20 protein-coding genes are annotated in these 24017 nt (G+C 37.8%); 9 read left to right on the forward strand and 11 right to left on the reverse strand.

The annotated features are described in order from the left end of the window. Positions 1 to 116 precede the first annotated feature (116 nt). Together ACKGJN_RS13235 and ACKGJN_RS13240 are read left to right on the forward strand one after the other, a co-directional pair. Complete coding sequence (locus ACKGJN_RS13235; RefSeq protein WP_409540022.1) at positions 117 to 404, forward strand: 4a-hydroxytetrahydrobiopterin dehydratase; 288 nt, start codon at positions 117 to 119, stop codon at positions 402 to 404. 182 nt (positions 405 to 586) lie between these two features. Next, the gene (locus tag ACKGJN_RS13240) at positions 587 to 1312 is read left to right on the forward strand and encodes a YebC/PmpR family DNA-binding transcriptional regulator (RefSeq protein WP_409540023.1); all 726 of its coding nucleotides are present in this window, start codon (positions 587 to 589) and stop codon (positions 1310 to 1312) included. A gap of 125 nt (positions 1313 to 1437) precedes the next feature. Here ACKGJN_RS13240 and ACKGJN_RS13245 read toward each other — a convergent pair whose 3' ends face one another. Continuing rightward, the gene (locus ACKGJN_RS13245; protein WP_409540024.1) at positions 1438 to 1992 is read right to left on the reverse strand and encodes a 1-acyl-sn-glycerol-3-phosphate acyltransferase; all 555 of its coding nucleotides are present in this window, start codon (positions 1990 to 1992) and stop codon (positions 1438 to 1440) included. A gap of 5 nt (positions 1993 to 1997) precedes the next feature. Next, positions 1998 to 3227 carry a proline dehydrogenase family protein gene (locus tag ACKGJN_RS13250; RefSeq protein ID WP_409540025.1) on the reverse strand — a complete coding sequence of 410 codons (1230 nt, stop codon included), beginning with the start codon at positions 3225 to 3227 and terminating at the stop codon, positions 1998 to 2000. Positions 3228 to 3330: 103 nt separating this feature from the next. Here ACKGJN_RS13250 and aroB point away from each other — a divergent pair, with 103 nt between their 5' ends. Both aroB and ACKGJN_RS13260 read left to right on the forward strand, forming a co-directional pair. Then, the gene (gene aroB / locus ACKGJN_RS13255; RefSeq protein ID WP_409540026.1) at positions 3331 to 4398 is read left to right on the forward strand and encodes a 3-dehydroquinate synthase; all 1068 of its coding nucleotides are present in this window, start codon (positions 3331 to 3333) and stop codon (positions 4396 to 4398) included. Between the two features lie 414 nt (positions 4399 to 4812). Beyond that, a complete protein-coding gene (locus ACKGJN_RS13260) occupies positions 4813 to 5112 on the forward strand; it encodes a hypothetical protein (protein ID WP_409540027.1) in 300 nt (99 codons plus the stop codon). A 193-nt stretch (positions 5113 to 5305) separates the two neighbouring features. Here ACKGJN_RS13260 and ACKGJN_RS13265 read toward each other — a convergent pair whose 3' ends face one another. From ACKGJN_RS13265 to ACKGJN_RS13280, 4 genes are all read right to left on the reverse strand, one after another. Next, on the reverse strand, positions 5306 to 6301 hold the full coding sequence (locus tag ACKGJN_RS13265) for a YihY/virulence factor BrkB family protein (RefSeq protein WP_409540028.1): 996 nt from the start codon (positions 6299 to 6301) through the stop codon (positions 5306 to 5308). Continuing rightward, positions 6298 to 6819: a DinB family protein gene (locus ACKGJN_RS13270; RefSeq protein ID WP_409540029.1), complete on the reverse strand. Its 522-nt coding sequence runs from the start codon at positions 6817 to 6819 to the stop codon at positions 6298 to 6300. The genes ACKGJN_RS13265 and ACKGJN_RS13270 overlap by 4 nt, the downstream gene beginning before the upstream one ends. Positions 6820 to 7014: 195 nt before the next feature. Next, positions 7015 to 7494 (reverse strand): Lrp/AsnC family transcriptional regulator, encoded by a 480-nt coding sequence (locus tag ACKGJN_RS13275; RefSeq protein WP_409540030.1) that lies wholly within the window; start codon positions 7492 to 7494, stop codon positions 7015 to 7017. Between the two features lie 59 nt (positions 7495 to 7553). Next, positions 7554 to 8732 carry a M14 family metallopeptidase gene (locus tag ACKGJN_RS13280; protein ID WP_409540031.1) on the reverse strand — a complete coding sequence of 393 codons (1179 nt, stop codon included), beginning with the start codon at positions 8730 to 8732 and terminating at the stop codon, positions 7554 to 7556. Between the two features lie 280 nt (positions 8733 to 9012). On the opposite strand from ACKGJN_RS13280, the gene ACKGJN_RS13285 reads away from it, so the two are divergent. Together ACKGJN_RS13285 and ACKGJN_RS13290 are read left to right on the forward strand one after the other, a co-directional pair. Continuing rightward, positions 9013 to 9432 carry a helix-turn-helix domain-containing protein gene (locus ACKGJN_RS13285; RefSeq protein ID WP_409540032.1) on the forward strand — a complete coding sequence of 140 codons (420 nt, stop codon included), beginning with the start codon at positions 9013 to 9015 and terminating at the stop codon, positions 9430 to 9432. Positions 9433 to 9542: 110 nt separating this feature from the next. After that, on the forward strand, positions 9543 to 9917 hold the full coding sequence (locus tag ACKGJN_RS13290) for a DNA topoisomerase IV (protein ID WP_409540033.1): 375 nt from the start codon (positions 9543 to 9545) through the stop codon (positions 9915 to 9917). Here the strand turns inward: ACKGJN_RS13290 and mscL are convergent. From mscL to ychF, 5 genes are all read right to left on the reverse strand, one after another. Then, on the reverse strand, positions 9914 to 10369 hold the full coding sequence (gene mscL / locus ACKGJN_RS13295) for a large-conductance mechanosensitive channel protein MscL (protein WP_409540034.1): 456 nt from the start codon (positions 10367 to 10369) through the stop codon (positions 9914 to 9916). The genes ACKGJN_RS13290 and mscL overlap by 4 nt on opposite strands. After that, entirely contained in the window at positions 10369 to 13020 is a 2652-nt protein-coding gene (locus ACKGJN_RS13300) for a DNA gyrase/topoisomerase IV subunit A (RefSeq protein WP_409540035.1), read from the reverse strand. The genes mscL and ACKGJN_RS13300 overlap by 1 nt, the downstream gene beginning before the upstream one ends. Beyond that, a complete protein-coding gene (locus tag ACKGJN_RS13305) occupies positions 13021 to 13509 on the reverse strand; it encodes a hypothetical protein (RefSeq protein WP_409540036.1) in 489 nt (162 codons plus the stop codon). After that, positions 13506 to 15368 carry a DNA topoisomerase IV subunit B gene (locus ACKGJN_RS13310; protein ID WP_409540037.1) on the reverse strand — a complete coding sequence of 621 codons (1863 nt, stop codon included), beginning with the start codon at positions 15366 to 15368 and terminating at the stop codon, positions 13506 to 13508. Before ACKGJN_RS13310 ends, ACKGJN_RS13305 begins: the two co-directional genes overlap by 4 nt. 322 nt (positions 15369 to 15690) lie before the next feature. Further along, positions 15691 to 16788 carry a redox-regulated ATPase YchF gene (gene ychF / locus ACKGJN_RS13315; RefSeq protein ID WP_409540038.1) on the reverse strand — a complete coding sequence of 366 codons (1098 nt, stop codon included), beginning with the start codon at positions 16786 to 16788 and terminating at the stop codon, positions 15691 to 15693. Positions 16789 to 17397: 609 nt separating this feature from the next. Between ychF and ACKGJN_RS13320 the strand changes: the two genes are divergently transcribed. From ACKGJN_RS13320 to ACKGJN_RS13330, 3 genes are all read left to right on the forward strand, one after another. After that, on the forward strand, positions 17398 to 20115 hold the full coding sequence (locus ACKGJN_RS13320) for a TonB-dependent receptor (protein ID WP_409540039.1): 2718 nt from the start codon (positions 17398 to 17400) through the stop codon (positions 20113 to 20115). 172 nt (positions 20116 to 20287) lie between these two features. Further along, positions 20288 to 22381: a phosphate acetyltransferase gene (gene pta / locus ACKGJN_RS13325; RefSeq protein ID WP_409540040.1), complete on the forward strand. Its 2094-nt coding sequence runs from the start codon at positions 20288 to 20290 to the stop codon at positions 22379 to 22381. An 83-nt stretch (positions 22382 to 22464) separates the two neighbouring features. Beyond that, positions 22465 to 23652, forward strand: coding sequence for an acetate/propionate family kinase (locus ACKGJN_RS13330; protein ID WP_409540041.1), 1188 nt, complete (start codon positions 22465 to 22467; stop codon positions 23650 to 23652). Positions 23653 to 24017 lie beyond the last annotated feature (365 nt).

Here is a 24017-nt window from a genome sequence, read left to right on the forward strand (position 1 = left end):
AGCTAAGCACATAATTAACCCCAGAAGAATCTCGCTTTTTATCCCTATAATCCTTAACTTTAAAAAATCGAAATCTATTATTCAAAAAGCCGTTACTAAATTAAAAATAATACAAAATGAAAAAACTAACCGAACAAGAGATCAACGATAGACTGGAAAATTTGGAAGGATGGGATTATTCTGAAAATGCAATCCATACCTCTTTTGAATTTGAGAACTTTAAAGAAGCTTTTACCCTGATGACACGTATTGCTTTTGAAGCCGAAGCGCAACAACATCATCCGGATTGGTCGAACGTTTATAACCAGTTGGAAATAAAATTATCTACCCACGATGCCGGTGGAGTGACAGAAAAAGATTTTAAATTGGCAAATGCAATCGAAGGAATTGTAAACGCAGATTAATACTGAAGATCTAGAACCTCGGGGCAAGCCCACGAGGTACGAATTGGAAACTAATTTTAAAAACCCGAGGCAAGCCTCGGGGGAATTAAACCCTCAATGAGGGATTAAAACAAACCTACGTTCCATTTTTTAGTTAAAGAATGGAACGTTTTTTTTATTTTTACACCAGAATTAAATTTTTTATGGGAAGAGCATTCGAATTTAGAAAAGCACGAAAGATGAAACGCTGGTCTGCAATGGCCAAGGCATTTACCAGAATTGGAAAAGATATTGTAATGGCGGTCAAGGAAGGCGGTCCGGATCCGGATGCCAATTCCAGGTTAAGGGCAGTGATCCAGAATGCCAAGAGTATTAACATGCCCAAGGAAAATGTAGAACGAGCAATAAAACGAGCCAGCGATAAAAGCCAGGGTGATTATAAGATCGTAATGTTTGAAGGCTATGCTCCTCATGGAATCGCCGTGCTGGTAGAAACTGCAACCGACAATAACAACAGGACCGTGGCCAATGTTCGGATGCACTTTAGCAAAGCCGACGGGAATCTGGGAACTTCAGGATCTGTGGAATTTATGTTTGACCACACCTGTAATTTCAGGATTCATGCAGAAGGTTTAGATCCTGAAGAATTGGAGTTGGAATTGATAGATTTTGGTGCAGAGGAAGTATTTCAGGATGAAGATGATATTCTTATCTATGCCCCTTTTGAAAATTTCGGATCAATTCAGAAAGAACTGGAACACAGAAACATTGAAATTCTTTCTTCCGGATTTGAAAGAATTCCCCAGGTTACAAAAAAACTTTCTGAAGAAGAAGCCGCAGATGTAGAAAAACTACTGGACCGCCTGGAGGAAGATGATGATGTGCAAAACGTGTATCACACTATGGAAGAAGTTATGCACGAGGAATAAGAGTTGATAAAAACATAATAATCAGGAATAGAGTTAATTAGAAAAATTATATAAAGTGTTACTTTAGAAATAAATAATCTTAAAAATTTCTGTTTCAAAATCCAGAAGTATCTTTTCAGGATATTTCAAATCAATGGCATTTCAAATTTTTCAGGATTTTTTCCCTGAACATCCTGATAAAATTTGCGGATTTTGGAGAAGTCTTTCTCCTTATCATTTGAAGTATAAAAGGGCTCTGAAAACCTAACTATCTTTTTTTTGTAGTCAAAAGAGACCATAATAATAGGAACTTCGGCTTCTTTTGCTATGTAATAAAATCCGGTTTTCCAATTTCTTACTTTTTCCCTGGTTCCTTCAGGAGAAAGTGCAAGTCTAAAAACAGGTCTGGATTTAAAAATTCCGGCGATTGTCTCCACTTTATTCTGTTTGGGAGTACGGTCCAGGGGAGTTCCACCCACCCATTTAAAATACCAGCCAAAAGGAGCTTGAAACAATTCTTTTTTAGCAACAAAATCAATTTGCAAACCAAGGATATTACGCACCAACAGCCCGGTAAAAAAGTCAAACCAACTGGTGTGAGGGGCAACTATAATAACGCATTTTTTAACAGAAGCATCAATTTCGCCGTCCAGTTTCCAACCGGATATTTTGCATAATAAAAAATGTGAAAATCCTCGCATTAAATTTATTCTACCTTTTCTGCAGATCTGGGAGCTCTTTTTTCTCTGGTTGCTTTGGTTATTTCTCCTTTACGACGTTTACGCTCTTCTATTAACAGCGATAATTCTCTTCCGGTTTGCCCGCGAACCGAAGTGTTTTCCTGGGCTCTTCTTATTAAATAAGGCACCACTTCCCTTACAGGGCCAAATGGCAAAAGCTTGGCTGCATTATAACCTTTTCTGGCCAGGTTATAACTTATATGGTCACTCATCCCAAATAACTGACTGAACCATGCCCGGGTGTCATTTTTTGAAATATCCTTGTTCTCCATAATTTGCATGGCAAGGTAATTACTCACTTCATTATGGGTTCCAATAAAAGTGGAGATATCATCAATATTGTCCAGGCAGTAAGACATAACACCATTAAAACTAACATCTGTAGCTTCTTTGCTTTCGCATATGGGAGTGATATACCCCATTTTTTTCGCCCTTTCATTTTCCTTTTCCATATAAGCACCCCGAACGATCTTTGCGCCAATTTTAAAACCTTCCTTTTTGCCCTTTATGTGAAGATCCTCAAGATATTGCTGCCTGTCCCATCTGTAACATTGTAAGGTATTAAACACAATTGCTTTCTCACCGTTATATTTTCTCATCATACGCTCCATAAGTTCATCTGCAGCATCCTGCATCCAGGATTCTTCGCCATCAGCCAACACGCTGATATCATGTTGGTATGCAGCCTCACATATATTTTCCACACGCTGTTGCACACGCTGCCATTCCTTTTCTTCCTCTTCAGTCAGGGTAACTTTCGATGTTACTTTTTCCCAAATCCCAAGTCTTCCAATTCCGGTTGGCTTAAATACAGCAAAAGCAAGTTCCTTGTTTTCTGCAGCAAATTTAATAATACCGATTTTCTTTTTCATAGCAGCATCAAATTGCTCCTCCTCCTCTTTTCCTTCTACCGAATAATCCAGGATACTATGCAGCTTCTTCGTGTACATCTTTCTAATGGTAGGCAGGCAATCCTCCATGGTCTCCCCTCCGCTAAACTGATTAAAAATAGTGGCTTTAATAAGTCCTTCCACAGGAAGATGCAGTTTTAAAGACCAATTGGTAAGTGCAGTGCCTATTTTTACCAAGGTGGGACGGTTTATCATTCCAAAAAGAAATAACGCCCTGTTGAGTTCCTCATCAGATTTTAACTTAAAAGCTGTCTCGGTATCGTTGAAAATTTTTTCAGTAATCATTACAATTGAATTAATACACAAATATAATTATTGAGTATTGATTATTTATCAAAATTCTCCTTATTTTCGACATATTTTAATAAAGCGCAAAACCTTATTAACTATGACTTCTTCCTCCAATCAGGCCCCGGTCTTTTACTCTGAAAATGCCTACCTGCAATTGAACAATTTTCTGGATCGTTCCAACCATTCCGCAGTGTTTATTTTAGTGGATACCAACACTCACAATCATTGTCTTCCTGCATTTTTAGAAAAGCTTGAAACATCAAAAACCATAGAGGTAATAGAAATGGATGCGGGAGAAGAGTTCAAAAACATTGAAACCTGTACCGGTATCTGGAATGCATTATCTGAACTTGGAGCCGACAGGAAAGGCCTTATGATTAATCTTGGCGGTGGGGTTGTTACAGATCTTGGAGGATTTGTAGCCGGCACTTTTAAACGTGGGATTGAATTCATCAACGTTCCTACAAGTCTTTTATCCATGGTAGATGCCTCTGTTGGTGGAAAAACCGGGGTAGATCTCGGAAGTCTTAAAAACCAGGTAGGGGTAATTACTCAACCGCAAATGGTCCTGATAGATCCCGAATACCTGTCAAGTTTACCGGCAAATGAGATGCGCAGCGGTCTTGCCGAGATTTTAAAGCACGGACTCATTGCCGATAAGCAATACTGGGAGAAGGCCACAGATTTGCAAAAGCTTACCCTGGAAGATCTTGAAGAATTAATAGCAGAGTCTATTGAAATAAAAACCAGGATTGTTGAACAAGATCCAACAGAACAAAATATAAGAAAAACCCTGAATTTTGGACATACCCTGGGCCATGCAATCGAATCCTATTACTTATCACATCCTGAAAAGGAAAAACTCCTGCACGGGGAGGCTATCGCTATTGGAATGATCATGGCGCTTTATATTTCCACTAAAATTTCCAACTTCCCGGAACCTCAATTGAAAGAGATTACAAAAAAAATCCTGGAGGTATTTCAAAAGGTAAAAATCACCAAAAAAGACTTTGAAAAGATAATTGAACTTTTAAAATTTGATAAGAAAAACACACATGGCCGTATAAACTTTGTGCTTTTAAAAGAAATTGGCAGCCCGGTAATTGACCGTACAGTCCCTAATAATCTTATTTTGGAGGCCCTGGAATATTATAAAAACGCTTAACCGGGAATCATTCAGGCGGGCCTACCTCGAATTTATAAAAATATTTTTCAATATCTGAGGTTTTTGATTTTCTTAGTCCCTAAGAATCGTCCAGACCTACCATTTTCAGAAAAAGACGATCGCTGTTTTTAGGGTTATGTACATTTCACCTTTAATTATTTTTTAAAATAATTCTGTTTTTGTTTGATTATGAACTAGTTATTTATTTATATTCCAGTCTGAAAATATAGAATTGGAGTATTGCATTTTTAGTATTTCCCAGATTGCAGATATTGTGAATTTTGTTATAATTGCACCAAGAAATATTAGCTATGAAACGATCATAACGGATGCACTATATAAACATCGATGACGATATGCGAATTACTCCCTGTAGCAATCGGGAAACCAATAAAAAACAATAAATGTCCACATATGAAAAGAGTCATTGTAGATTACAAAAAATTAACCCCGGAGATTTTAAGTCTCCTGGTGGAGAAATATCCCGATGGTTATGATGATGATCAAATCATTTCCTTTAAAAATGCAAAAAATGAAACGGTTGAAGCTGTTGAAGTAAAAACTTCAGACTCCATTTATCTTGTTAAGGTAAGTACCAGACTGGAAAATACTATGGCCAACTATGACGAAGATGATTATGAGGATGCCGATTTTAATGAACCTATTGTAGAAATTCCCGAAAAAAATGCTGAAGAAGAAGAACCCGAAGACTAAACCAGCTTTCTGGGAGCACGCTCATGAGTTGGAATGCTCAGTAAATATTTATAGTACTGATGATCTCACTAACCTTTTTATACAATGTTAGGATTAACCGAAATTTTTAATTTTTTCAAGAAGATTTTTTAAAAATACCACAAGTAATCAAAAAAGATCAAAATAAGACTTGTGCGAATCATTTTAAGCCTTGCTAAACCTTAGAATCACGTTTTTTTTTGCCATAATTCATACTTTCCCGTAATCTTTTTAAAATCTCGTGATCTTCACGAAGTTTCACCCTTTTATTGTTAAGCTTTTCAATCTCCTTGTAAATTGCCGGCTGACTAAACCGGTTGGGTCTTATGGTTTCATTTTTATGCAGGGCATATTGCACCGTGAATTCGGCACCAAAAAACAGGATCAAACAGGTATAATTCACCCAAAGCAAAATTAGCACTATGGAAGAAGCACCTCCGTAAACAGATCCTGGATTACTTTGCCCAAAATAATAACCTATCAAAAATTCACCAATAAGAAACAAAATAGTGGTTAATACTGCCCCGTAAAGCGTTATTCTCCATTTGATTACAATATCGGGCAACAACTTAAATATAGCTCCAAAAAGAAAGGTAATAAAGATAAATGAGAGACTGTAATTTATGATTTCCAGGCCTACGGCAGTAATAACAGGAGCACTTTCCTCTATGTATTCTCCCATTATTTTTACCAGCCAAGTTATTACCAAAGAAAGCAACAACAGAAATCCAATCACCAGGATCATCCCGAAGGATATGAGTCGGTCAATGAGCATCCTCAGGAAATTTTCCTTTCTGGCAACCACGTTCCAAATGTTGTTCATGGCGATTTTCAATCTGAAAAATACTCCCGTAGCACCAAATAAGAGAATAGAAATCCCAAAAACGATCGCCCAGGTAGAGTTTTCGGTTACTGCAGCATTGCTTATCATTTTTTCTATGGCCAAAGCTGCATCATTCCCAATAAAGCCACTTATCTGGTCATTAATTCGGCCCTGAGCAGCTTCCCTTCCAAAAAAATATCCGGCAATGGAAACAACAATTATGAGAAGAGATGGCAAAGAAAAAATAGCATAATACGCTATTATAGCACTTTCGGCCCATGGATCATTGCTTAACCAGCTGCTATAGGTTCTTTTCAGAAGCCTAAAAAATGTTTTTATACGATTCATAATTTATAGTTCCCCTTGAATAATTTCAAATGATGTTTCTCATGGCCTGCAATAATAAATCCCGCAGCTCCTGCACTTAAATCCTGACCATTTGAAAGACCAACGAATTGCATCATTTTAGGAGTAAAACTTTTAAACAAAAAAATTGTTGAATCCCTTACGGCTATATATTCGTCAATAAAATCAGCCAAACTTCTTTCATTGGCATTTGCGGCAGAAACGTACTTATCCTGATCAAAACCCGGTAGGGATCCTTGGTCTTTTCTGGAAATACAAAGTGCACGATATTGAAAAATCCTTTCTGTATCCAGCATATGCTGAAGCACCTCTGCAATAGTCCATTTCCCTTCTGCATACTTAAAATGAAGATCGACATCTTTCTCTGCGGAATTGAATAAACTCAACATAGCTTCTTTTTGTGTTTGCAACAATTCGGTTAAATCAAGATCCGGAAGCAGGCCGGTATATTGCTGATAATATTCCGGGTAATCGCTTTTTTTTAACTCTTTAATATTCATCTGAAAATTATATTTATTTGGTTAACGGGACTTTCAAATTTAGATATTTATTGGTCTCCCTATAGCCCATCGGGGAGTAATTCGCATATCTTCATTATTTGTTTCGTGTTTCCGTTTTACTCCTTTCATCAATATAAAAAAAACCCCTTTAAACATAGTGTTTTAAAGGGGTTTTAATAAAATTTTAATAATAATCTAGAGGTTTTGAAAGATAGAATGCATCAATCGCTTTTTATCGTTCATGCTTTCCTCAAGAGAGATCATAGTCTCTGTTCTGTAAACACCTTCAATATCATCTAACTGAAAAATTATTTCCTTTGCGTGTTGTGTATCACGGGCACGGATTTTACAGAAAACGTTAAATTTCCCAGTAGTAACGTGTGCTACAGTAACAAAAGGAATATCGTTTATGCGTTCTAAAACAAATTTTGTTTGAGAAGTGTTTTTAAGAAAAATTCCTACGTATGCAATAAAGGCATATCCCAACTTTTCATAATTCAGGGTTAAGGTTGAGCCTAAAATTATTTGGGCCTCTTCCATCTTTTTCACCCTAACATGTACCGTTCCGGCAGAAATATTTAATTTTTTAGCGATATCGGTAAATGGAGTCCGGGTATTCTCGATGAGCATATTAAGAATTTGATGATCTGTTTCATCTAGTTTATACTTTGCCATAATCTTAAAGTCTTTAATTAAAAAGACAAAATTAATATATCTAATTAAATAATTGACAATTATTTGCAATTATTTTCATAATTTATAGTGAAAATTTCATCATTTATAAAGATTTTGTTAACTATAACGTTTTCGGAAAGTTCCTGGTTATCATTCAACCGTATAGCCGAATTATTGCACTGTATTTCGCGGTGCGCATAGAAAGCCAGCTTCGGACTTATTTTCTCAATAACCGGTATAAATTCAATTTTATAATTAGAAAATACTTCTTTAAACTGAATCGCAACATCAACAAATTCCGATTTAAATAAAACATCCCTTAAAATAACATCATAAAACAGTTTCTGATTCTCCGGAATATCAAAATAACGCTGAAAATCCATTTTTTGATAGGATCCGGATGAAATAGCCGTTAATCCGCATAAAATGGCTGCAGCCACATGTTCCCGGATTTTTTCACGATGATAATCATGCTGAAGATGCCCCGCTTCAAAGAGAATGGTAGGCACTCCCCGACTTTGAAAACTATCACCGGTACAATTTATATTGAAGGAATCATCATAGCGACCAATTTGACCTTTTAAATTTTCTTTAAGCTCTTCTGCCATCGCGGCAATGATTTGCATGGACTTTATTCGGGACGGGGTAATGGTTCTTTCCGTGTCCATTGCTGGCGTGAGAAATGAAATACTGGCAGGGTGAGCTGTATTTCCGGCACTAAATATTGTACGTTGATCGTGCAGATTAAAACAAAAATCGGGCTTAAAATCATCAAAAAGCGATCGCAATAACTTGCTTTCCTTTTCTTTGAGGTCTTTTGCATCACGGTTTAAATCAACATTATTCGCGTTTACGCGGGTATATGCGCTGGCCCCGTCCGGATTCAACATAGGAATAACGGAAATCGTACAATTCTCAAGGATCTGCTTTAAAACAGGGTTGTCACCTTGCCTATAAAATGCATTCAGCACATCAAGAATAGCTTTGGTCGTAGTAGATTCATTTCCGTGCATTTGTGACCAAGCCAGAATCTTAATTTTTCCAGTTCCTAAAGTGAGTTTATGAACAGGCATCCCTAATGCAGATTCTCCAATTTTTTTAAGCTGAAATTTAGTGCTAAGACTTTTTAGAATTCCATCAATATAAGAATAGGCAAGATACCTTCCTGTTATCTCCTGAAGCTTCACTAAAGGATATAACTGAAGCATCGTTTTATAGGCCGAATTTTTATTTTCCATGTTTACAAAAGTAAATAATCAAATATTCACATTTGTAAACAGGTATATTTTACAAATGTGTTTACATTAGTGAACAAAGAGGAGTGGTTTCTTCTCGCCTGAAATGGAAAATTTCCATAGGGGTAAAAATTAATACTTAAAATACTATATTTTAGCTGTTTAAGTCTTATTATATAAACCTTTAATTTGCGGTTAAAATGTAAATTCACAAATGTAACTTGCCTGGTTTCGTTATGTTTGTTACATTTGTAAACACACTTCTAATACAAGTAAATTCACAATGGTAAACAGCGACGATTTCTCTAAAAGATTGCAAAAAATTCTGGAATACTACGACCTCTCTGCAGCTGCTTTCTCCGATGCGATAGATGTTGGACGCTCCTCCATCTCGCATATTCTCTCCGGAAGAAATAAACCAAGCCTGGATTTTGTGCTGAAAGTGATTCAAACATATCCGGAAGTGGAACTGTATTGGTTACTGAACGGGAAAGGCTCTTTTCCAAATACACCCGGAAAAACGCAGACCCCTGAAAAACAAACTAAGCAGGCATCTTCAACTTCTCCAGCGCAGACGGTTTCCGATGATCTTCCTGCTAAAACCTCTTTTTCTGAAAACAGCGACAAATCTTCAGCAGATAAAAAGATCAGGAAAATCGTTATTTTTTACCAGGATGGGACTTTTGAGGCTTTCGAAAATTGAATTTCAGCCTTAAAATACCGTTATTTGCAGTGTGAAGTATGCCCCTAAATTGCACCCGAATTGCTTCCACAGGATAACCGGAGGTTTATTAACACCACAAGAATTCTATAATGAAAAAACCAGTGCTTTTAATTCCCATATTGCTTTTATTTATTGCCTGTTACTCCCCTCAAAGAGATTGCTTACAATTTAAAACAGGAAGCTTCCAATTTGAGTCTTATTTGAATGGAGAGCTTGTAACTTCTACTTTTGTGAGGAATGATTCAATAGAAATTGATAAGTTCGAGGGAAAAACGGATACCTCCTCCGTTCGATGGATCAATGATTGCGAGTATATCGTGAAGAATTTAAATCCGAAAAACATGGCAGAACAAAAACCCTTGCACATCAAGATTCTTACAACCGATAAGAACACGTATACCTTTGAATATGGATTGGTGGGGGAAACGAATAAGCAGAAAGGCTCTGTTACTAAAATTGACTAAGGTTTAGCGCTTCCTTTTCGAAGTAATTCATTTTGCTCCTGGATAAGTTCGGTGAGATCTGAAAGCAACTGAATATCTTTAGGGGTTTCAACAGTTTTGTTTTTGGGATCCTGGGATTTTCTTCTAAACCTGTTCATGAATTTCACCACAAGAAATATCGTAAACCCAACTATAAGAAAATCAAGAATCGCTTCCACAAAAGCGCCATAACCTATTGAAATTTCCTGAATTTCAGCTGTACCCTCTTTTGCAGCCAACAGACCTTCCCTAAGAATGATCTTTCTGTCGGCAAAATTGACTCCTTCTGTTAAAAGTGATAATGGAGGTAGAACCACTTTTTTCACGAGAACATCTACAACTTTATTAAAGGCGGTACCAATAATGATCCCTACCGCCATATCGATCATATTGCCTTTGACGGCAAATTCCTTAAACTCTTTTAGAATACCCATTATTCATCAAATAAGTTAATCTGGCTTTCATCAGTTTTAGGTTTCTTAGCTGTAATTTCGCCTATATGCTCATCTGCTCCGCCTTCAGGATTTAAGGTTTCTTCATCATTAACCTCTATGTCTTCGGTCGAAATTTCTTCAGGTTGAAACGGAATAGGATCAAGCAGGTTTAATTGTTTTAATTTTTCTGCAGTTAATTGATTTCCAAGTGCCTTAATACCCTTAACTGAAATAAACTCTTCAATATTAACCTCTTCATTATCACGCTGATCTTTTCCTTTCAATTTGTTAAATACAAGCTCTACCCTTGGGATATAATCTGTAGAAACAAGTTCCAGAAAAGATTTTTCTTGATCGCCAATAAAATTCTCTTCCTTATCCGGGTTCTCTATAAGAAAACGTTTAACGTAATAGCGTTCTTTTTCGGCTTCCCAATAGATTGCTGAAATCGGTTTTTTTGGAATCCATTTTTCAAGGATTATTATTTCTTCGTCAAATCGTGTTGTTATCTCGGGTTTAATGGTTTTAACCACGCCATCCTGAGTGATGACTAAAAGCCTGTCTTCTCCGCGGAACTCTCCAAGCAATTCTCCGCGCTCATCTACATTAAGCCGTTTTACGCTTTCATCAAACCAAATTCTTCGTGGTTTCAGGGTGGAAACTCCTTCCTCTTTTAATTCTATCTTTTTAATTGCATATTTGGTAACGATGTTCCCTTTTACATTGCGACCTTTGATAAGCATATCGGCAAAATCAAGTTCAAATTTCAACTTTTTTATGCTTCCTACCTGTCGCAGGTAAACGGTAACCACTTCTGCTTCCCCGTTTGGATTTGCAGAAAAATAATGGATTTTGGATTCCTTTTTTCCCTGCGTGATATCATATTCCCGGTCACGCGTTATCGAGGTAACCGCCAGTCGTTTAATGTAGGAAGCACCATTTTTTCCATCCCGGTATATAAGATTGTAAATGGTTCTCTTATCCTTTTTCTTAAAAACAGCAACGTGGATAATATCCTTACCAACAAAAGTTTTTGCATCTACTTTGGTCACCATCATTTTTCCATCTCCGGTAAAACAAATAATATCATCAATATCTGAACAATCTGTAACGAATTCGTCCTTTTTTAAAGACGTACCTATAAAGCCCTCTTTTCGGTTTACATATAATTTGGTATTGCGCATCGCCACCTTGGTAGCTTCTATGTCATCAAAAAGTCGCAAATGTGTTTTACGCTCTTTTCCTTCGCCATATTCCTTTTTCAATCTGGTGAAATATGCGATGGCATAATCGGTTAGGTGCGCCAGGTGATGTTTTACTTTTTCGATTTCCTCTTCAAGCGCATCAATTTTTTGCTGGGCTTTATCAATATCAAATTTTGAAATTCTTTTTATTCGAATCTCCGTCAATCGCACGATATCCTCTTCAGTAATCGCACGTTTTAAATGTTTGGTATGCGGTTTTAGTCCTTCGTCAATCGCGTGGATTACTCCCTGCCAGGTTTCTTCTTCTTCAATATCGCGGTAAATTCGTTTTTCAATGAATATTCGTTCCAGAGAAGCGAAATGCCATTGTTCTTCAAATTCACCCAGTTTTATCTCCAAATCTGCCTTCAGTAAACCAAGGGTATGATCTGTAGAACGCATCAACATTTCTGTTACCCCAAGAAAAATAGGTTTGTTATCAATAATAACGCAACCCAGCGGGGAGATCGAATTCTCACAACTGGTAAATGCATATAACGCATCTATGGTTTTATCTGGAGAAATGTTTGGCGGGAGATAGATTAAAATCTCAACATGTTCTGCCGTATTATCTTCTATCTTCTTGATTTTGATCTTCCCTTTATCATTAGCCTTAAGTATAGATTCAATTAAGGTTGTGGTGGTTGTTCCATAAGGGATTTCGGTAATAGCGAGGGTGGTTTTGTCATATTGCGAAATCTTGGCCCTTATACGAACTTTTCCTCCGCGTTTACCGTCATTATAGTCGGTGATATCTGCTTCCCCGGAAGTTGGGAAATCGGGATAGATCACGAATTTTTTTCCTTTCAAATGTTTTATGGAAGCATCTATAAGTTCGATGAAATTATGCGGAAGAATACGGGTGCTTAGTCCAACGGCAATCCCTTCGGCGCCCTGTGCCAGCAATAACGGAAACCTTACCGGCAGGTTTACCGGTTCCTTTTTTCTGCCATCATAGGAAAGTTGCCAATAGGTGAGTTTTTGATTAAATAAAACTTCCAAAGCAAATTTTGATAACCTGGCCTCGATATACCGCGGTGCAGCGGCTCTATCTCCGGTAAGTACATTTCCCCAGTTTCCCTGCGCATCAATCAAAAGGTCTTTTTGGCCAATTTGAACCATGGCATCACCAATACTGGCATCTCCGTGTGGATGATACTGCATGGTGTGCCCAACTATATTCGCAACTTTGTTATACCGGCCGTCATCAAGATCTTTCATAGAGTGCATGATACGGCGTTGTACAGGTTTAAACCCATCTTCAACTGCCGGTACTGCCCTTTCCAGGATTACATACGAAGCATAATCAAGAAACCAATCCTTGTACATTCCTGTAACACGAATAAGTTGTTCTTTTGGTTGCTCCTGAAGTTCTTCCGGGGTATTATCCTGATTTTCTATATCCATTTAAGAAATTAATTTATTCTTTTCCAACACCTTGTTTAAGGATTCTATCATTCCTTTCTTTTTCTTTCCACCAAGGAAAGTGATATTAAAACGGTAGGACCTTGGCCCTTTTTTTCTGCGGCTGGTGATATAAATTTTAAGTGTGCAATAAAATCCATAATCACTCACCTTAAAGTCCAGGAGTTTTGTTTTAGGAAATTCGGCCCGTTTCACCCGATATTCCATAAACTTTGAAAAAAACAGTCCGTTGTTTTTGAAATTAAGCGTCTCTCCATCGCTATCGAATTCAAACAGCTGACCAATACGATGGAAATAAATCCCAAAAGCCAGCAAAATCAAATTTGGAAAAAAGTGGCTCAGTTTTACCGGGTTTTCAGGATCGGTATTCATCAGTTCAACATTCACAAAGATATTAGTGACAAATGCGGCCACCAGGATCATATAAATGGAAGGGACTATTCTGGTTTCGGTAGTGTTTTTAAACCTCATAGGCTATTCTCTTCAACCAGGTCCAATTCAAATTTCAGATTCTCAATAATAAATTCCTGCCTGTCCGGAGTATTTTTTCCCATATAAAAGCTCAGTAATTCTTCAATAGACAGTTCCTTATCCAGCATCACGGGATCCAGACGGATATCTTCCCCTATAAAATGTTTAAATTCATCGGGAGAAATTTCCCCCAATCCTTTAAATCGGGTTATTTCCGCTTTTCCGGTAAGTTTGGTTACCGCCTGCTGTCTTTCATTTTCACTGTAACAATAAATGGTTTCTTTTTTATTCCGAACCCTAAATAAAGGGGTTTGCAGGATATATAAATGATTTTCTTTGATCAGCTCCGGAAAGAATTGCAGAAAGAAGGTTATCAATAACAACCGGATGTGCATTCCATCTACATCGGCATCTGTGGCGATCACGATGTTGTTATACCGAAGATCGGCGATGGATTCCTCTATATTAAGCGCTGCCTGAAGCAGGTTAAATTCTTCATTTTCATAAACGATCTTTTTTGAAAGTCCGTAACTGTTCAAAGGTTTTCCCTTTAAGCTGAAAACCGCCTGAGTATTAACATCCCGGGATTTTGTAATGGAACCACTGGCCGAATCTCCCTCGGTGATAAAAAGTGTGGATTCCAGGTAACGCTCCTTTTTGCTATCTCCAAGATGGATTCGGCAATCCCGAAGTTTTTTATTGTGTAAACTGGATTTTTTCGCCCTGTCCTTGGCGAGTTTCCTAATTCCTGAAAGCTCTTTTCGTTCGCGTTCCGCCTGTAATATTTTACGGTGCAGTTTTTCTGCAGTGTCCTGATTTTTGTGAAGGAAATTATCAAGCTGGGTTTTTAAAAAATCGTTGATATAGGTTCGTACCGTTGGCAAATCCCCGCCCATATCGGTAGAACCGAGTTTTGTTTTGGTTTGACTTTCAAAAACGGGCTCCATCACTTTTATGCTGATGGCTGCAACAACCGATTTTCGAATATCGGCTGCTTCATAGTTTTTTCCGTAATATTCCCGGATTGTTTTAACCAGTGCTTCTCTGAAGGCGAGGAGATGTGTTCCTCCCTGAGACGTGTTTTGTCCGTTTACGAAAGAGTGATATTCTTCAGAATATTGAGATTTACTGTGAGTTAAGGCAACCTCTATATCATGTCCCCTTAAATGTATGATGGGGTATAATTGATCATCGTTGGAAATGCTATCTCCCAGAAGGTCTTTTAATCCATTTTCAGAATAAAATTTCTCACCGTTAAACATTATTGTCAATCCCGGATTGAGATAGACATAATTTTTGAGCATTTTCTCAATATACTCGTTGCGGTATTTGAAATTTTTAAAGATGGATTCATCAGGAATGAACGTGACTTTTGTACCCCGACGGCGGGAAGTTTCATCCAGGATCTCTTCATTTACAAGATTTCCCTGTTCAAAATCCACCGATTTGGATTTCCCGTCCCTGTTGGATTCCACCCTGAAACTGGAAGAAAGCGCATTCACCGCTTTGGTTCCAACCCCATTTAATCCTACCGATTTTTTGAAGGCGCGGGAATCATATTTGCCACCGGTGTTCATTTTTGAAACCACCTCCACCACTTTCCCAAGAGGAATTCCACGACCATAATCGCGAACAATCACTTTTTGGTTTTGTACAGAGACCTCAATGGTTTTACCAGATCCCATGACAAATTCATCAATACTGTTATCCAGTACTTCTTTTAAAAGGATATAGATCCCATCATCGGCGGTGGAACCATCACCAAGTTTCCCAATATACATCCCGGGACGCATACGGATATGCTCCTTCCAATCAAGGGATCGTATATTGTCTTCGGTATATTTGGTTTCCTCGGTCATAAGTGGATTGTAAACTTTCGTCGCTAATATAAGGTTTACGTGAAAAAGTTAAAACAGCCTACCCACAAAGTAATTAACAATATTTTAAGGTGCAATGTTAATTAGATGTGAGATATGAATAATGAGAAATTTTTTGTCTATTTGAATTTGACTATTTCATTTATTAGCAAGTAATCTTTTTCTAGTCTTGTCTCTTGGCTCTATTTTTCTTTTCACTATACTCTTTTCTCTATTTTTTTTCTCAATACTTAATACTCAATACTCACATCTAAATACCAGCTATTTTTTTTCTTAAATCTCACATCTAATATTTCAATACCAACTACACGTTGAACCTAAAGTGCATCACATCCCCATCTTTTACTATATATTCTTTCCCTTCTACCTTCATTTTTCCGGCTTCTTTCACCTTTGCTTCGCTTCCAAAACTCGCAAAATCATCATAGGCGATCACTTCTGCACGGATAAAACCTTTTTCAAAATCGGTATGGATCACTCCGGCGGCTTGTGGCGCACTGGATCCTGTTGGGATTGTCCAGGCTCTCACTTCCTTAACACCTGCGGTGAAGTAGGTTTGAAGTTTTAAAAGGCGGTATGCAGAACGGATTAGTTTAGCCGATCCCGGTTCATCCAAACCTATGTCCTGTAGAAACATTTTGCGCTCCTCATAATCATCAAGTTCGGTAATATCAGCTTCGGTTCCAACGGCAAGGACCAAAACTTCGGCGTTTTCATCTTTTACCGCTTCTTTCACTTTATCTACATATACATTTCCGCTGGTTGCAGATTTTTCATCTACATTACAAACATACATTACCGGCTTATCTGAGATCAATTGCAGGTTTGCGATAAATTCTTCCCGCTCTTCAGCTGTAAGGTCGGTTAAGGCGCGTACAGATTTTCCTGCTTCAAGACCTTTTTTCACCTTTAGCAAAGCAGCTTCTTCCTTTTGAGCGTCCTTATTCCCTATTTTAGCGGCACGCTTTACCTTTTCCAGTTTTTTATCTACTGTTTCAAGATCTTTAAGCTGAAGTTCCATATCGATGGTTTCCTTATCCCTTACAGGATCTACAGACCCATCTACGTGCACGATATTATCATCTTCAAAACAACGTAATACGTGTAAAATAGCATCGGTTTCGCGAATATTCCCAAGAAACTGATTTCCAAGGCCTTCGCCTTTACTGGCTCCTTTTACTAACCCGGCAATATCCACAATCTCTACAACAGCAGGTTGCACCCGCTCCGGATTTACAAGAGCTTCCAGTTTTTCAAGACGGCTGTCCGGTACATTAACCACGCCTACATTGGGTTCTATGGTACAAAACGGGAAATTTGCACTTTGCGCTTTGGCATTTGATAAACAATTAAATAAGGTAGATTTTCCTACGTTTGGCAATCCAACAATTCCAGCTTTCATATGTGTATTTTATTATTTTTCATTTATTGGCCTCCCAATAGCTATCGGGAGTATTTCGCATAACTTCATCCGTGTTTGTATAGGGTTTCCGAAATGCTCATTTCATATGTATTTTTATATTATTTTTTGTCTTTTCCCTTCAACCACGTATTTATCGGGATTTTTTAGCATAAATCACTGCCTGTGAGCAGAAAAAATCATCAGTTTTAATATCCAAATCGATTTATTTACTGTTTTTAATGCAAATTCTAATCCTTTTTTTGCGGCTGCAAAGATAGGTTTTAAAGTTGGAAAATATAAATATTAACCTGTTCCTTACCTCTTAAATATGTTTAAATTTAAGCAGGATTAGGAACATCTTCATCTTGAAACATAAGCAACAAAGATATTATTCATTGGATTAAAAAATCAATTTTCAAAAATAATAAGAAATCAAAAACCTCGGGGAATTAAACCTCGCAAGGAGGGTTTTAAAAATTTAAAAATTCAGGACTTAGCATCAAAGTTTGTTTTTTTGGTATTTTAAAGTGTTAAATAACCCTAAATTATTTCTTATAAAAGGGTACTTTTGTTTTTTTGAAACTTTATTAATAATTAATACTATTTTCTATGAGTAAATTTTTACTATTTATTTTGGCTGGTTTTGCTCCATTCTTAATATCGGCACAGGAAGTAACGGGAACCGTTACAGATAATTCAGGAATGCTACTGCCGGGTGTAAATGTGGTAGAAAAAGGTACCAGCAATGGAACTACTACAGATTTCGACGGCAAGTTCAGCATTGATATAGGACCGGAAGAAATTCTTGTTTTCAGTTATATAGGATTTGAAACGCAGGAAGTGAATGTAGACGGGAGATCTACAATAAATGTAACTCTTGCAGACGGAATGACCCTAAGCGAAGTTCAGATTGTAGGTTCCCGAAGTCCTAAAAGAACCGCTACAGATACGCCGGTAGCAATAGATGTCATCGATGTTCAGGAAGTAGCCACTCAAACCGGTCGGATTGAAATAAACGAATTGCTGCAATACGCGGCGCCTTCTTTTAATGCCAACAAACAATCGGGTTCTGATGGTGCCGATCATATTGATCCTGCTTCATTAAGAGGATTGGGGCCAGATCAAACCCTGGTACTTATCAATGGGAAAAGAAGACACCAGTCTTCATTAGTCAACATATTTGGAACCAGAGGACGCGGAAATACAGGAACCGATTTAAATGCCATTCCTGCCGGTGCTATTAAAAGGATCGAAATTTTAAGAGATGGCGCTTCAGCCCAATATGGATCTGATGCGATTGCCGGAGTTATCAATCTTGTTTTAAACGATGAGGTAGAAAAATTTACCGGAAATATAAATTACGGTTTCTATAGCACAAATGCCGAAGGTAACTTTCCCACAGGAACTCCAAATACCGATGGGAACAGGCTGGATACCGAAAGAGATGGAAACCAAATAGGTAAAGACAAGGATTTTGATGGAGGTTCTGTAAAAGTGACGGCAAACTATGGTGTTGCAATAGGGGAAGAAGGTTTTGCCAACTTTACCACAGAATATATCAGTAAAAATAAAACCTTAAGACCTGGTTTCGATTTTAGACGTGGTTTTGGGGAAGCAGCGATAGACGGATTTAATTTCTTCGGAAATGTTATGGTTCCCGTTTCAGAAAAATCCCAATTTTATGCTTTTGGTGGCCGTAATTACAGGGATACTGATGCGTACGCCTTTACACGAAACAATCCTACCGCAAGAAATGTTGTAAGCATTTACCCTGATGGTTTTACACCAAGAATTACTTCTATAATTACAGATAATTCTGTTGCTGCTGGTTTTAGAACAGAAACAGAAAGTGGATGGAAAATGGACGTGAGTAACACCTGGGGAAAGAACTTTTTCCATTATTATATCAAGGGAACTTTAAATGCTTCTTTACAAGATGATTCTCCAACAAATTTTGATGCTGGTGGGCATAGTTTAAGTCAGAATACTGTTAATCTGGATTTCTCTAAGTATTATGAAAATATGCTGGAAGGTGTAAACCTCGCTTTTGGTGCAGAATATAAAACTGAGAATTTTATGATCTTTGCAGGTGAGGAAGGCTCCTGGGCCACATATGATGGTACAGGAAATGTTAACAATGCTTATGATGACATTGTTAGGGATTTAAATGGAAATCCTGTTTTAGGCATGAACAATAATCCGATTCCAAATCCAAATGAAGATTTATTAACCGCTGGACCTGGAGGATCTCAAGGATTCCCAGGATATGGACCAGCGAATGAAGTGGACAGAAGTAGATCTAACGTATCTTTTTATGTAGATACTGAATTTGATATTACAGATAGGTTTTTGGTTGCAGCAGCAGCCAGATTTGAAGATTACAGTGATTTTGGAAGCACGATTAATGGAAAATTAGCTACCAGATATAAGGTGACTGAAAATGTAAATGTTAGAGGTTCTGTAAGTACAGGTTTTAGAGCGCCATCTTTAGCACAAATCTATTACAATTTAAAGTTCACCAATTTTGTGGGCGGACAGGCTTTGGAATCTTTGTTATCTCCTAATAATAGTCCTGTAACTGCATCTTTCGGCATTGGACCTTTGCAAGAAGAAACCGCATTTAATGCCTCTTTAGGTTTTACAGCAAATCTTGGAAATTTCACTGCTACAGTAGATGGATATTATATAGACATTCAAGATCGTATAGTTCTAACAGGGAACTTTGATGCACCACAAATTGATAATGTGGAAGCAGCACAATTCTTTGCAAATGGTGCAGACACCGAAACTTTAGGATTGGACATTGTACTTTCTCATAAGGCAATATTAGGACAGGGAACTTTCACTTCAAGTTTAATAGGGAATTTCAATGATATGAGTATTACCAGCGTGAAGAACGGACAATTAGATGAACAAACTTTCTTTGGTGAAAGAGATAAAGCATTTTTATTAGCTTCTGCTCCAGACAGCAAAATAATCTTGAACCTGATGTATGATATCAATAAATTTGACATTGCATTAGGATTAAACCGTTTTAGTGAAGTAAAACTACTGGATTTTCAAACCTTTGAAGATGTTGCAGATTATGGCAGCTTTGAGGATCAGATAGCAGCAGCGACAGATACTTATGGGGCTAAAATAACTGCCGATTTAAATTTAGGATATAAAATAAGTGATAACTTAAAATTAAATATTGGTGGCAATAACCTTTTCAATGTATATCCAGATCAACAGGACGATTGGAGTGAAGGTGGAGGATACTGGGATTCTGTACAAATGGGCTTTGGGGGAGCGTATTATTATGCGAAGCTCAATTTGAACTTCTAAAATCCAAACTTTATTTTAACCGGGTGCTCCAAATGGAGCACCCTTTTTTTTTCCGGAATTTCAAAAGCTGATCATTATCATGTTTACCCCTATTTTCACAGGAATTTATATGTTATTGAAGGCCTTAAATTCGAAATAGTCCTATTTTTGCAGACGTAGAAAAAACCATATCATGAACAAAGGTATTTATATTGCAACCCTGGAATCAAATAGCGGAAAATCGCTTATCTCTTTAGGTTTAATGCGCACCCTGCTTGGGAAAACTGTAAAAGTTGGTTATTTCAGGCCGATTATAGATGATGTTGAAGCCGGAAAAAAGGACAATCACATCGACACGATATTAAGTTATTTTAAGTTAAAACAAAATTATGAAGATGCCTTTGCATTCACTCGCAGGGAGATAATTCAGAAACGAAATGATGGAAAATCCGGAGAGATCATCGATACCATCATTCGAAAATACAAGAACCTGGAAGAACGGTTCGACATTGTTTTAGTTGAAGGGAGTGATTTTTCCGGAGAAGGCAGCGTATTTGAATTTGATGTAAATGTGCTTATCGCCAAGAATTTGGGAATCCCTGTAATTATTGTTGCCAGCGGAAAAAACAAAACCCGTGAAATACTAAAGGGAAATCTGCAAATGGCCTATCACGCTTTTGTTAATAAAGATGTACGGGTTTTGGCGATGGTAAGCAATAAAATAGAGCTTCAAAATCTGGAGGTCGCAACTTCTGCGATGAATGAATTTTTACCGGCAGAAATAGGGAATTTTGCAATTCCATTAATAGACACTCTTGGAAATCCAACTCTGAAAGAAATTCTAAAGGATTTGGACGGAAAGGTCCTTTTTGGAGAAGAATATCTGGACAATCAAACCGGGAATTTTGGGGTTGGAGCCATGCAGCTTAGAAATTACCTGAAGCACCTGAAAGATGAAAGTCTTGTAATCACCCCCGGAGATCGGGCCGATATTATTCTTGGGGCATTACAGGCTAATATCTCCACAAATTACCCTAAAATATCCGGAATTATTCTCACCGGAGGATTGATCCCGGAAGATACCATCCTGAAACTTATTGACGGATTATCCCAGGTGGTTCCAATTATTTCTGTTGAAGGTGGCACTTTTAATGTGGCCAATAAAATAGGGATGATAAAATCCAATATTTATGCTGACAGTATTCAGAAAATTGAAACTTCCATCAGTATTTTTGAGAAATATGTATCCTTTGATCCTTTGCTCGAAAGGTTAATAAATTTTGAACCAAGCGGGATCACTCCACGAATGTTTCAATACAGTCTTGTGCAACGGGCCAGAATGGCCAAAAAACACATCGTTTTACCTGAAGGAACAGACGACCGTATCCTGATAGCAGCTTCCCGACTCATCGCAATGGACCTTGTGGATATTACCCTGTTGGGCGATCCGGAAATAATCAAATCAAAAGTTGGAAACCTGGGGATTACTATGGATTTTGAGAAGGTAAAGATCATCAACCCTGCAAAAAATGAATATTTTAAAGATTTTGCCAATACTTATTATGACTTGCGAAAACATAAAAACATCAACCTGGACATAGCAAAAGACAGGATGCACGACGTTTCCTATTTTGGAACAATGATGATCTATAAAGGACTGGCAGACGGAATGGTGTCCGGAGCGGCACATACCACGCAACACACTATAGTACCGGCACTTCAGTTTATAAAGACAAAACCCGGAGTTTCCCTGGTTTCCTCCGTTTTCTTTATGTGTCTGGAAGACAGGGTTTCAGTATTTGGAGATTGCGCTATCAACCCCAACCCTACTGCTGAAGAATTGGCAGAGATTACTATTTCCTCTGCAGAAAGCAGCAAGGCCTTTGGAATTGAACCTAAGATAGCGATGCTCTCCTACTCTTCCGGAAGTTCAGGAAAAGGGGAAGATGTGGATAAAGTGCGGGCAGCCACCGAAATTGTAAAACGATTACGTCCGGACCTTAAAATAGAAGGGCCCATTCAATATGATGCTGCGGTAGATCCGGGCATTGGGAAAAGCAAACTTCCGGATTCCGAAGTGGCAGGACAAGCCAGTGTATTGATATTTCCCGATCTAAATACCGGTAACAACACCTATAAAGCCGTTCAACGGGAAACTGGCGCAGTTGCCATTGGGCCTATGTTACAGGGTTTAAACAAACCGGTAAACGATTTAAGTAGGGGCTGCACTGTAGATGATATCTTTAACACCGTTATTTTAACTGCAATACAGGCTCAGGGAATATAAGTTGAAAAGGAGATTTAATTCCCGCTTGGTTTCATCAAGTTTGAATTCTGAAAGTTCTGTTTTATAAAATAAAAAATACATACATGAAAAAAATCTTAGTGATCAATTCCGGAAGTTCTTCCTTAAAATTTCAACTTATACAGATGCCAGAGGAGCACGTATTGGCCTACGGGCTTGTAGAGCGCATTGGGCAGGAATCCGGGAAACTGAGTTATTCTTCTGAAAAATTTTCCGCTTCAGAAGAAAAGGAAGTTGCAAATCATTCTGAAGCCTTAAAATCGGTTACTACGCTATTGATGGATCCTGAAAACGGAGTGATTCAAAATGCATCCGAAATTCCCGCAATTGGACACCGGGTGGTTCATGGCGGCGATAAATTTTCAGAAACCATCCTTATTGATGAAAAGGTAAAAGCAACTATAAAGGATTTATTTTCCCTTGCGCCACTTCATAATCCACCTAATTTAAACGGAATTGAAGTAGCCGAATCGATTTTTCCAAATTCCAAACAAATCGCTGTTTTTGACACTGCGTTCCACCGCAGTATTCCCGCCCGTGCAAACCGATATGCAATTCCGAATTCATTTTTTGAGGAATATAACATCCAGTTATATGGGTTTCATGGAACAAGCCACAAATATGTTTCAGAAAAGGCAATGGAATATACAGGCGCTAAAAAGTCAAAGATTATAAGCATACATCTTGGAAATGGATGCAGTATTACCGCGATTAAGGATGGGAAAAGCATCGATCATTCCCTGGGATTTGGACCTGTTAACGGACTCATTATGGGAACCCGCAGCGGAGATATCGATCAATCGGTGATCTTTTATATGATCAGTCAACTGGGATACACGACTCAGGAAGTGAGCGATCTCCTGCATCATAAAAGTGGAATGTTGGGACTTACAGGTTATAGCGATCTTCGGGATATTGAGAGCGAAGCTGAAAAAGGCAACCGTGATTGCCAACTTGCCCTTGATATGAATGCGTACCGAATAAAGAAATACATTGGTGGATACGCCGCTGCTATGAACGGCCTGGATACTATTATTTTTACCGCTGGAATTGGCGAAAACAGTTCTACTATAAGAGCGTTGGTTTGCAAGGAAATGGAATTCCTGGGAATTGAGCTTGATGAGAGCGAAAATAACAATCGGTCTAAAGAGATCAGGAAGATTAGTACACACGGTTCTAAAGTAGCTATTTTGGTAATCCCAACCAATGAAGAGCTGGAAATTGCAAAGCAGGTTTTTTCTTTGATTTCCTGATTAAAAATCAATACTATCCGGTAAAGAATCAAGATCGTCCCGCCTTTGGCGTAACTGCAAGAACCAGGAACCAAGACTTGATTTTAATTAACTGATGAACATTTAGTGATGATTTCTATTTTTTTTAGAATACTATAATTATTGGTATAATTTAAAAATTAAGAAAAGTAAGGTTTGTTTTTAAAAATCTCCTTGGAATGAGTAAACCTAACGAGGTCTCAAAGAACTGTTAGGTTTAAATGCAATCTAATTCGAAAAAAACCTCACAGGTTTTAAAGTATCTGTGAGGTTTAAATTCAGGCCGAATTTCAATCTTGTTCGAAATATAACATCACAGGTCTCAATGACGGCTTAGGACCTGTGAT

It is taken from the genome of Gillisia xinjiangensis, from assembly GCF_046298265.1.
Taxonomy (GTDB): Bacteria; Bacteroidota; Bacteroidia; order Flavobacteriales; family Flavobacteriaceae; genus Gillisia; species Gillisia xinjiangensis.

Excerpts from the sequence above, each read along its gene's own strand:
- ACKGJN_RS13235 (WP_409540022.1), top strand. The coding sequence starts at position 117 with ATGAAAAAACTAACCGAACAAGAGATCAACGATAGACTGGAAAATTTG.
- ACKGJN_RS13240 (WP_409540023.1), top strand. The coding sequence starts at position 587 with ATGGGAAGAGCATTCGAATTTAGAAAAGCACGAAAGATGAAACGCTGG.
- ACKGJN_RS13245 (WP_409540024.1), bottom strand. The coding sequence starts at position 1,992 with ATGCGAGGATTTTCACATTTTTTATTATGCAAAATATCCGGTTGGAAA.
- ACKGJN_RS13250 (WP_409540025.1), bottom strand. The coding sequence starts at position 3,227 with ATGATTACTGAAAAAATTTTCAACGATACCGAGACAGCTTTTAAGTTA.
- aroB (WP_409540026.1), top strand. The coding sequence starts at position 3,331 with ATGACTTCTTCCTCCAATCAGGCCCCGGTCTTTTACTCTGAAAATGCC.
- ACKGJN_RS13260 (WP_409540027.1), top strand. The coding sequence starts at position 4,813 with ATGAAAAGAGTCATTGTAGATTACAAAAAATTAACCCCGGAGATTTTA.
- ACKGJN_RS13265 (WP_409540028.1), bottom strand. The coding sequence starts at position 6,301 with ATGAATCGTATAAAAACATTTTTTAGGCTTCTGAAAAGAACCTATAGC.
- ACKGJN_RS13270 (WP_409540029.1), bottom strand. The coding sequence starts at position 6,819 with ATGAATATTAAAGAGTTAAAAAAAAGCGATTACCCGGAATATTATCAG.
- ACKGJN_RS13275 (WP_409540030.1), bottom strand. The coding sequence starts at position 7,494 with ATGGCAAAGTATAAACTAGATGAAACAGATCATCAAATTCTTAATATG.
- ACKGJN_RS13280 (WP_409540031.1), bottom strand. The coding sequence starts at position 8,732 with ATGGAAAATAAAAATTCGGCCTATAAAACGATGCTTCAGTTATATCCT.
- ACKGJN_RS13285 (WP_409540032.1), top strand. The coding sequence starts at position 9,013 with ATGGTAAACAGCGACGATTTCTCTAAAAGATTGCAAAAAATTCTGGAA.
- ACKGJN_RS13290 (WP_409540033.1), top strand. The coding sequence starts at position 9,543 with ATGAAAAAACCAGTGCTTTTAATTCCCATATTGCTTTTATTTATTGCC.
- mscL (WP_409540034.1), bottom strand. The coding sequence starts at position 10,369 with ATGGGTATTCTAAAAGAGTTTAAGGAATTTGCCGTCAAAGGCAATATG.
- ACKGJN_RS13300 (WP_409540035.1), bottom strand. The coding sequence starts at position 13,020 with ATGGATATAGAAAATCAGGATAATACCCCGGAAGAACTTCAGGAGCAA.
- ACKGJN_RS13305 (WP_409540036.1), bottom strand. The coding sequence starts at position 13,509 with ATGAGGTTTAAAAACACTACCGAAACCAGAATAGTCCCTTCCATTTAT.
- ACKGJN_RS13310 (WP_409540037.1), bottom strand. The coding sequence starts at position 15,368 with ATGACCGAGGAAACCAAATATACCGAAGACAATATACGATCCCTTGAT.
- ychF (WP_409540038.1), bottom strand. The coding sequence starts at position 16,788 with ATGAAAGCTGGAATTGTTGGATTGCCAAACGTAGGAAAATCTACCTTA.
- ACKGJN_RS13320 (WP_409540039.1), top strand. The coding sequence starts at position 17,398 with ATGAGTAAATTTTTACTATTTATTTTGGCTGGTTTTGCTCCATTCTTA.
- pta (WP_409540040.1), top strand. The coding sequence starts at position 20,288 with ATGAACAAAGGTATTTATATTGCAACCCTGGAATCAAATAGCGGAAAA.
- ACKGJN_RS13330 (WP_409540041.1), top strand. The coding sequence starts at position 22,465 with ATGAAAAAAATCTTAGTGATCAATTCCGGAAGTTCTTCCTTAAAATTT.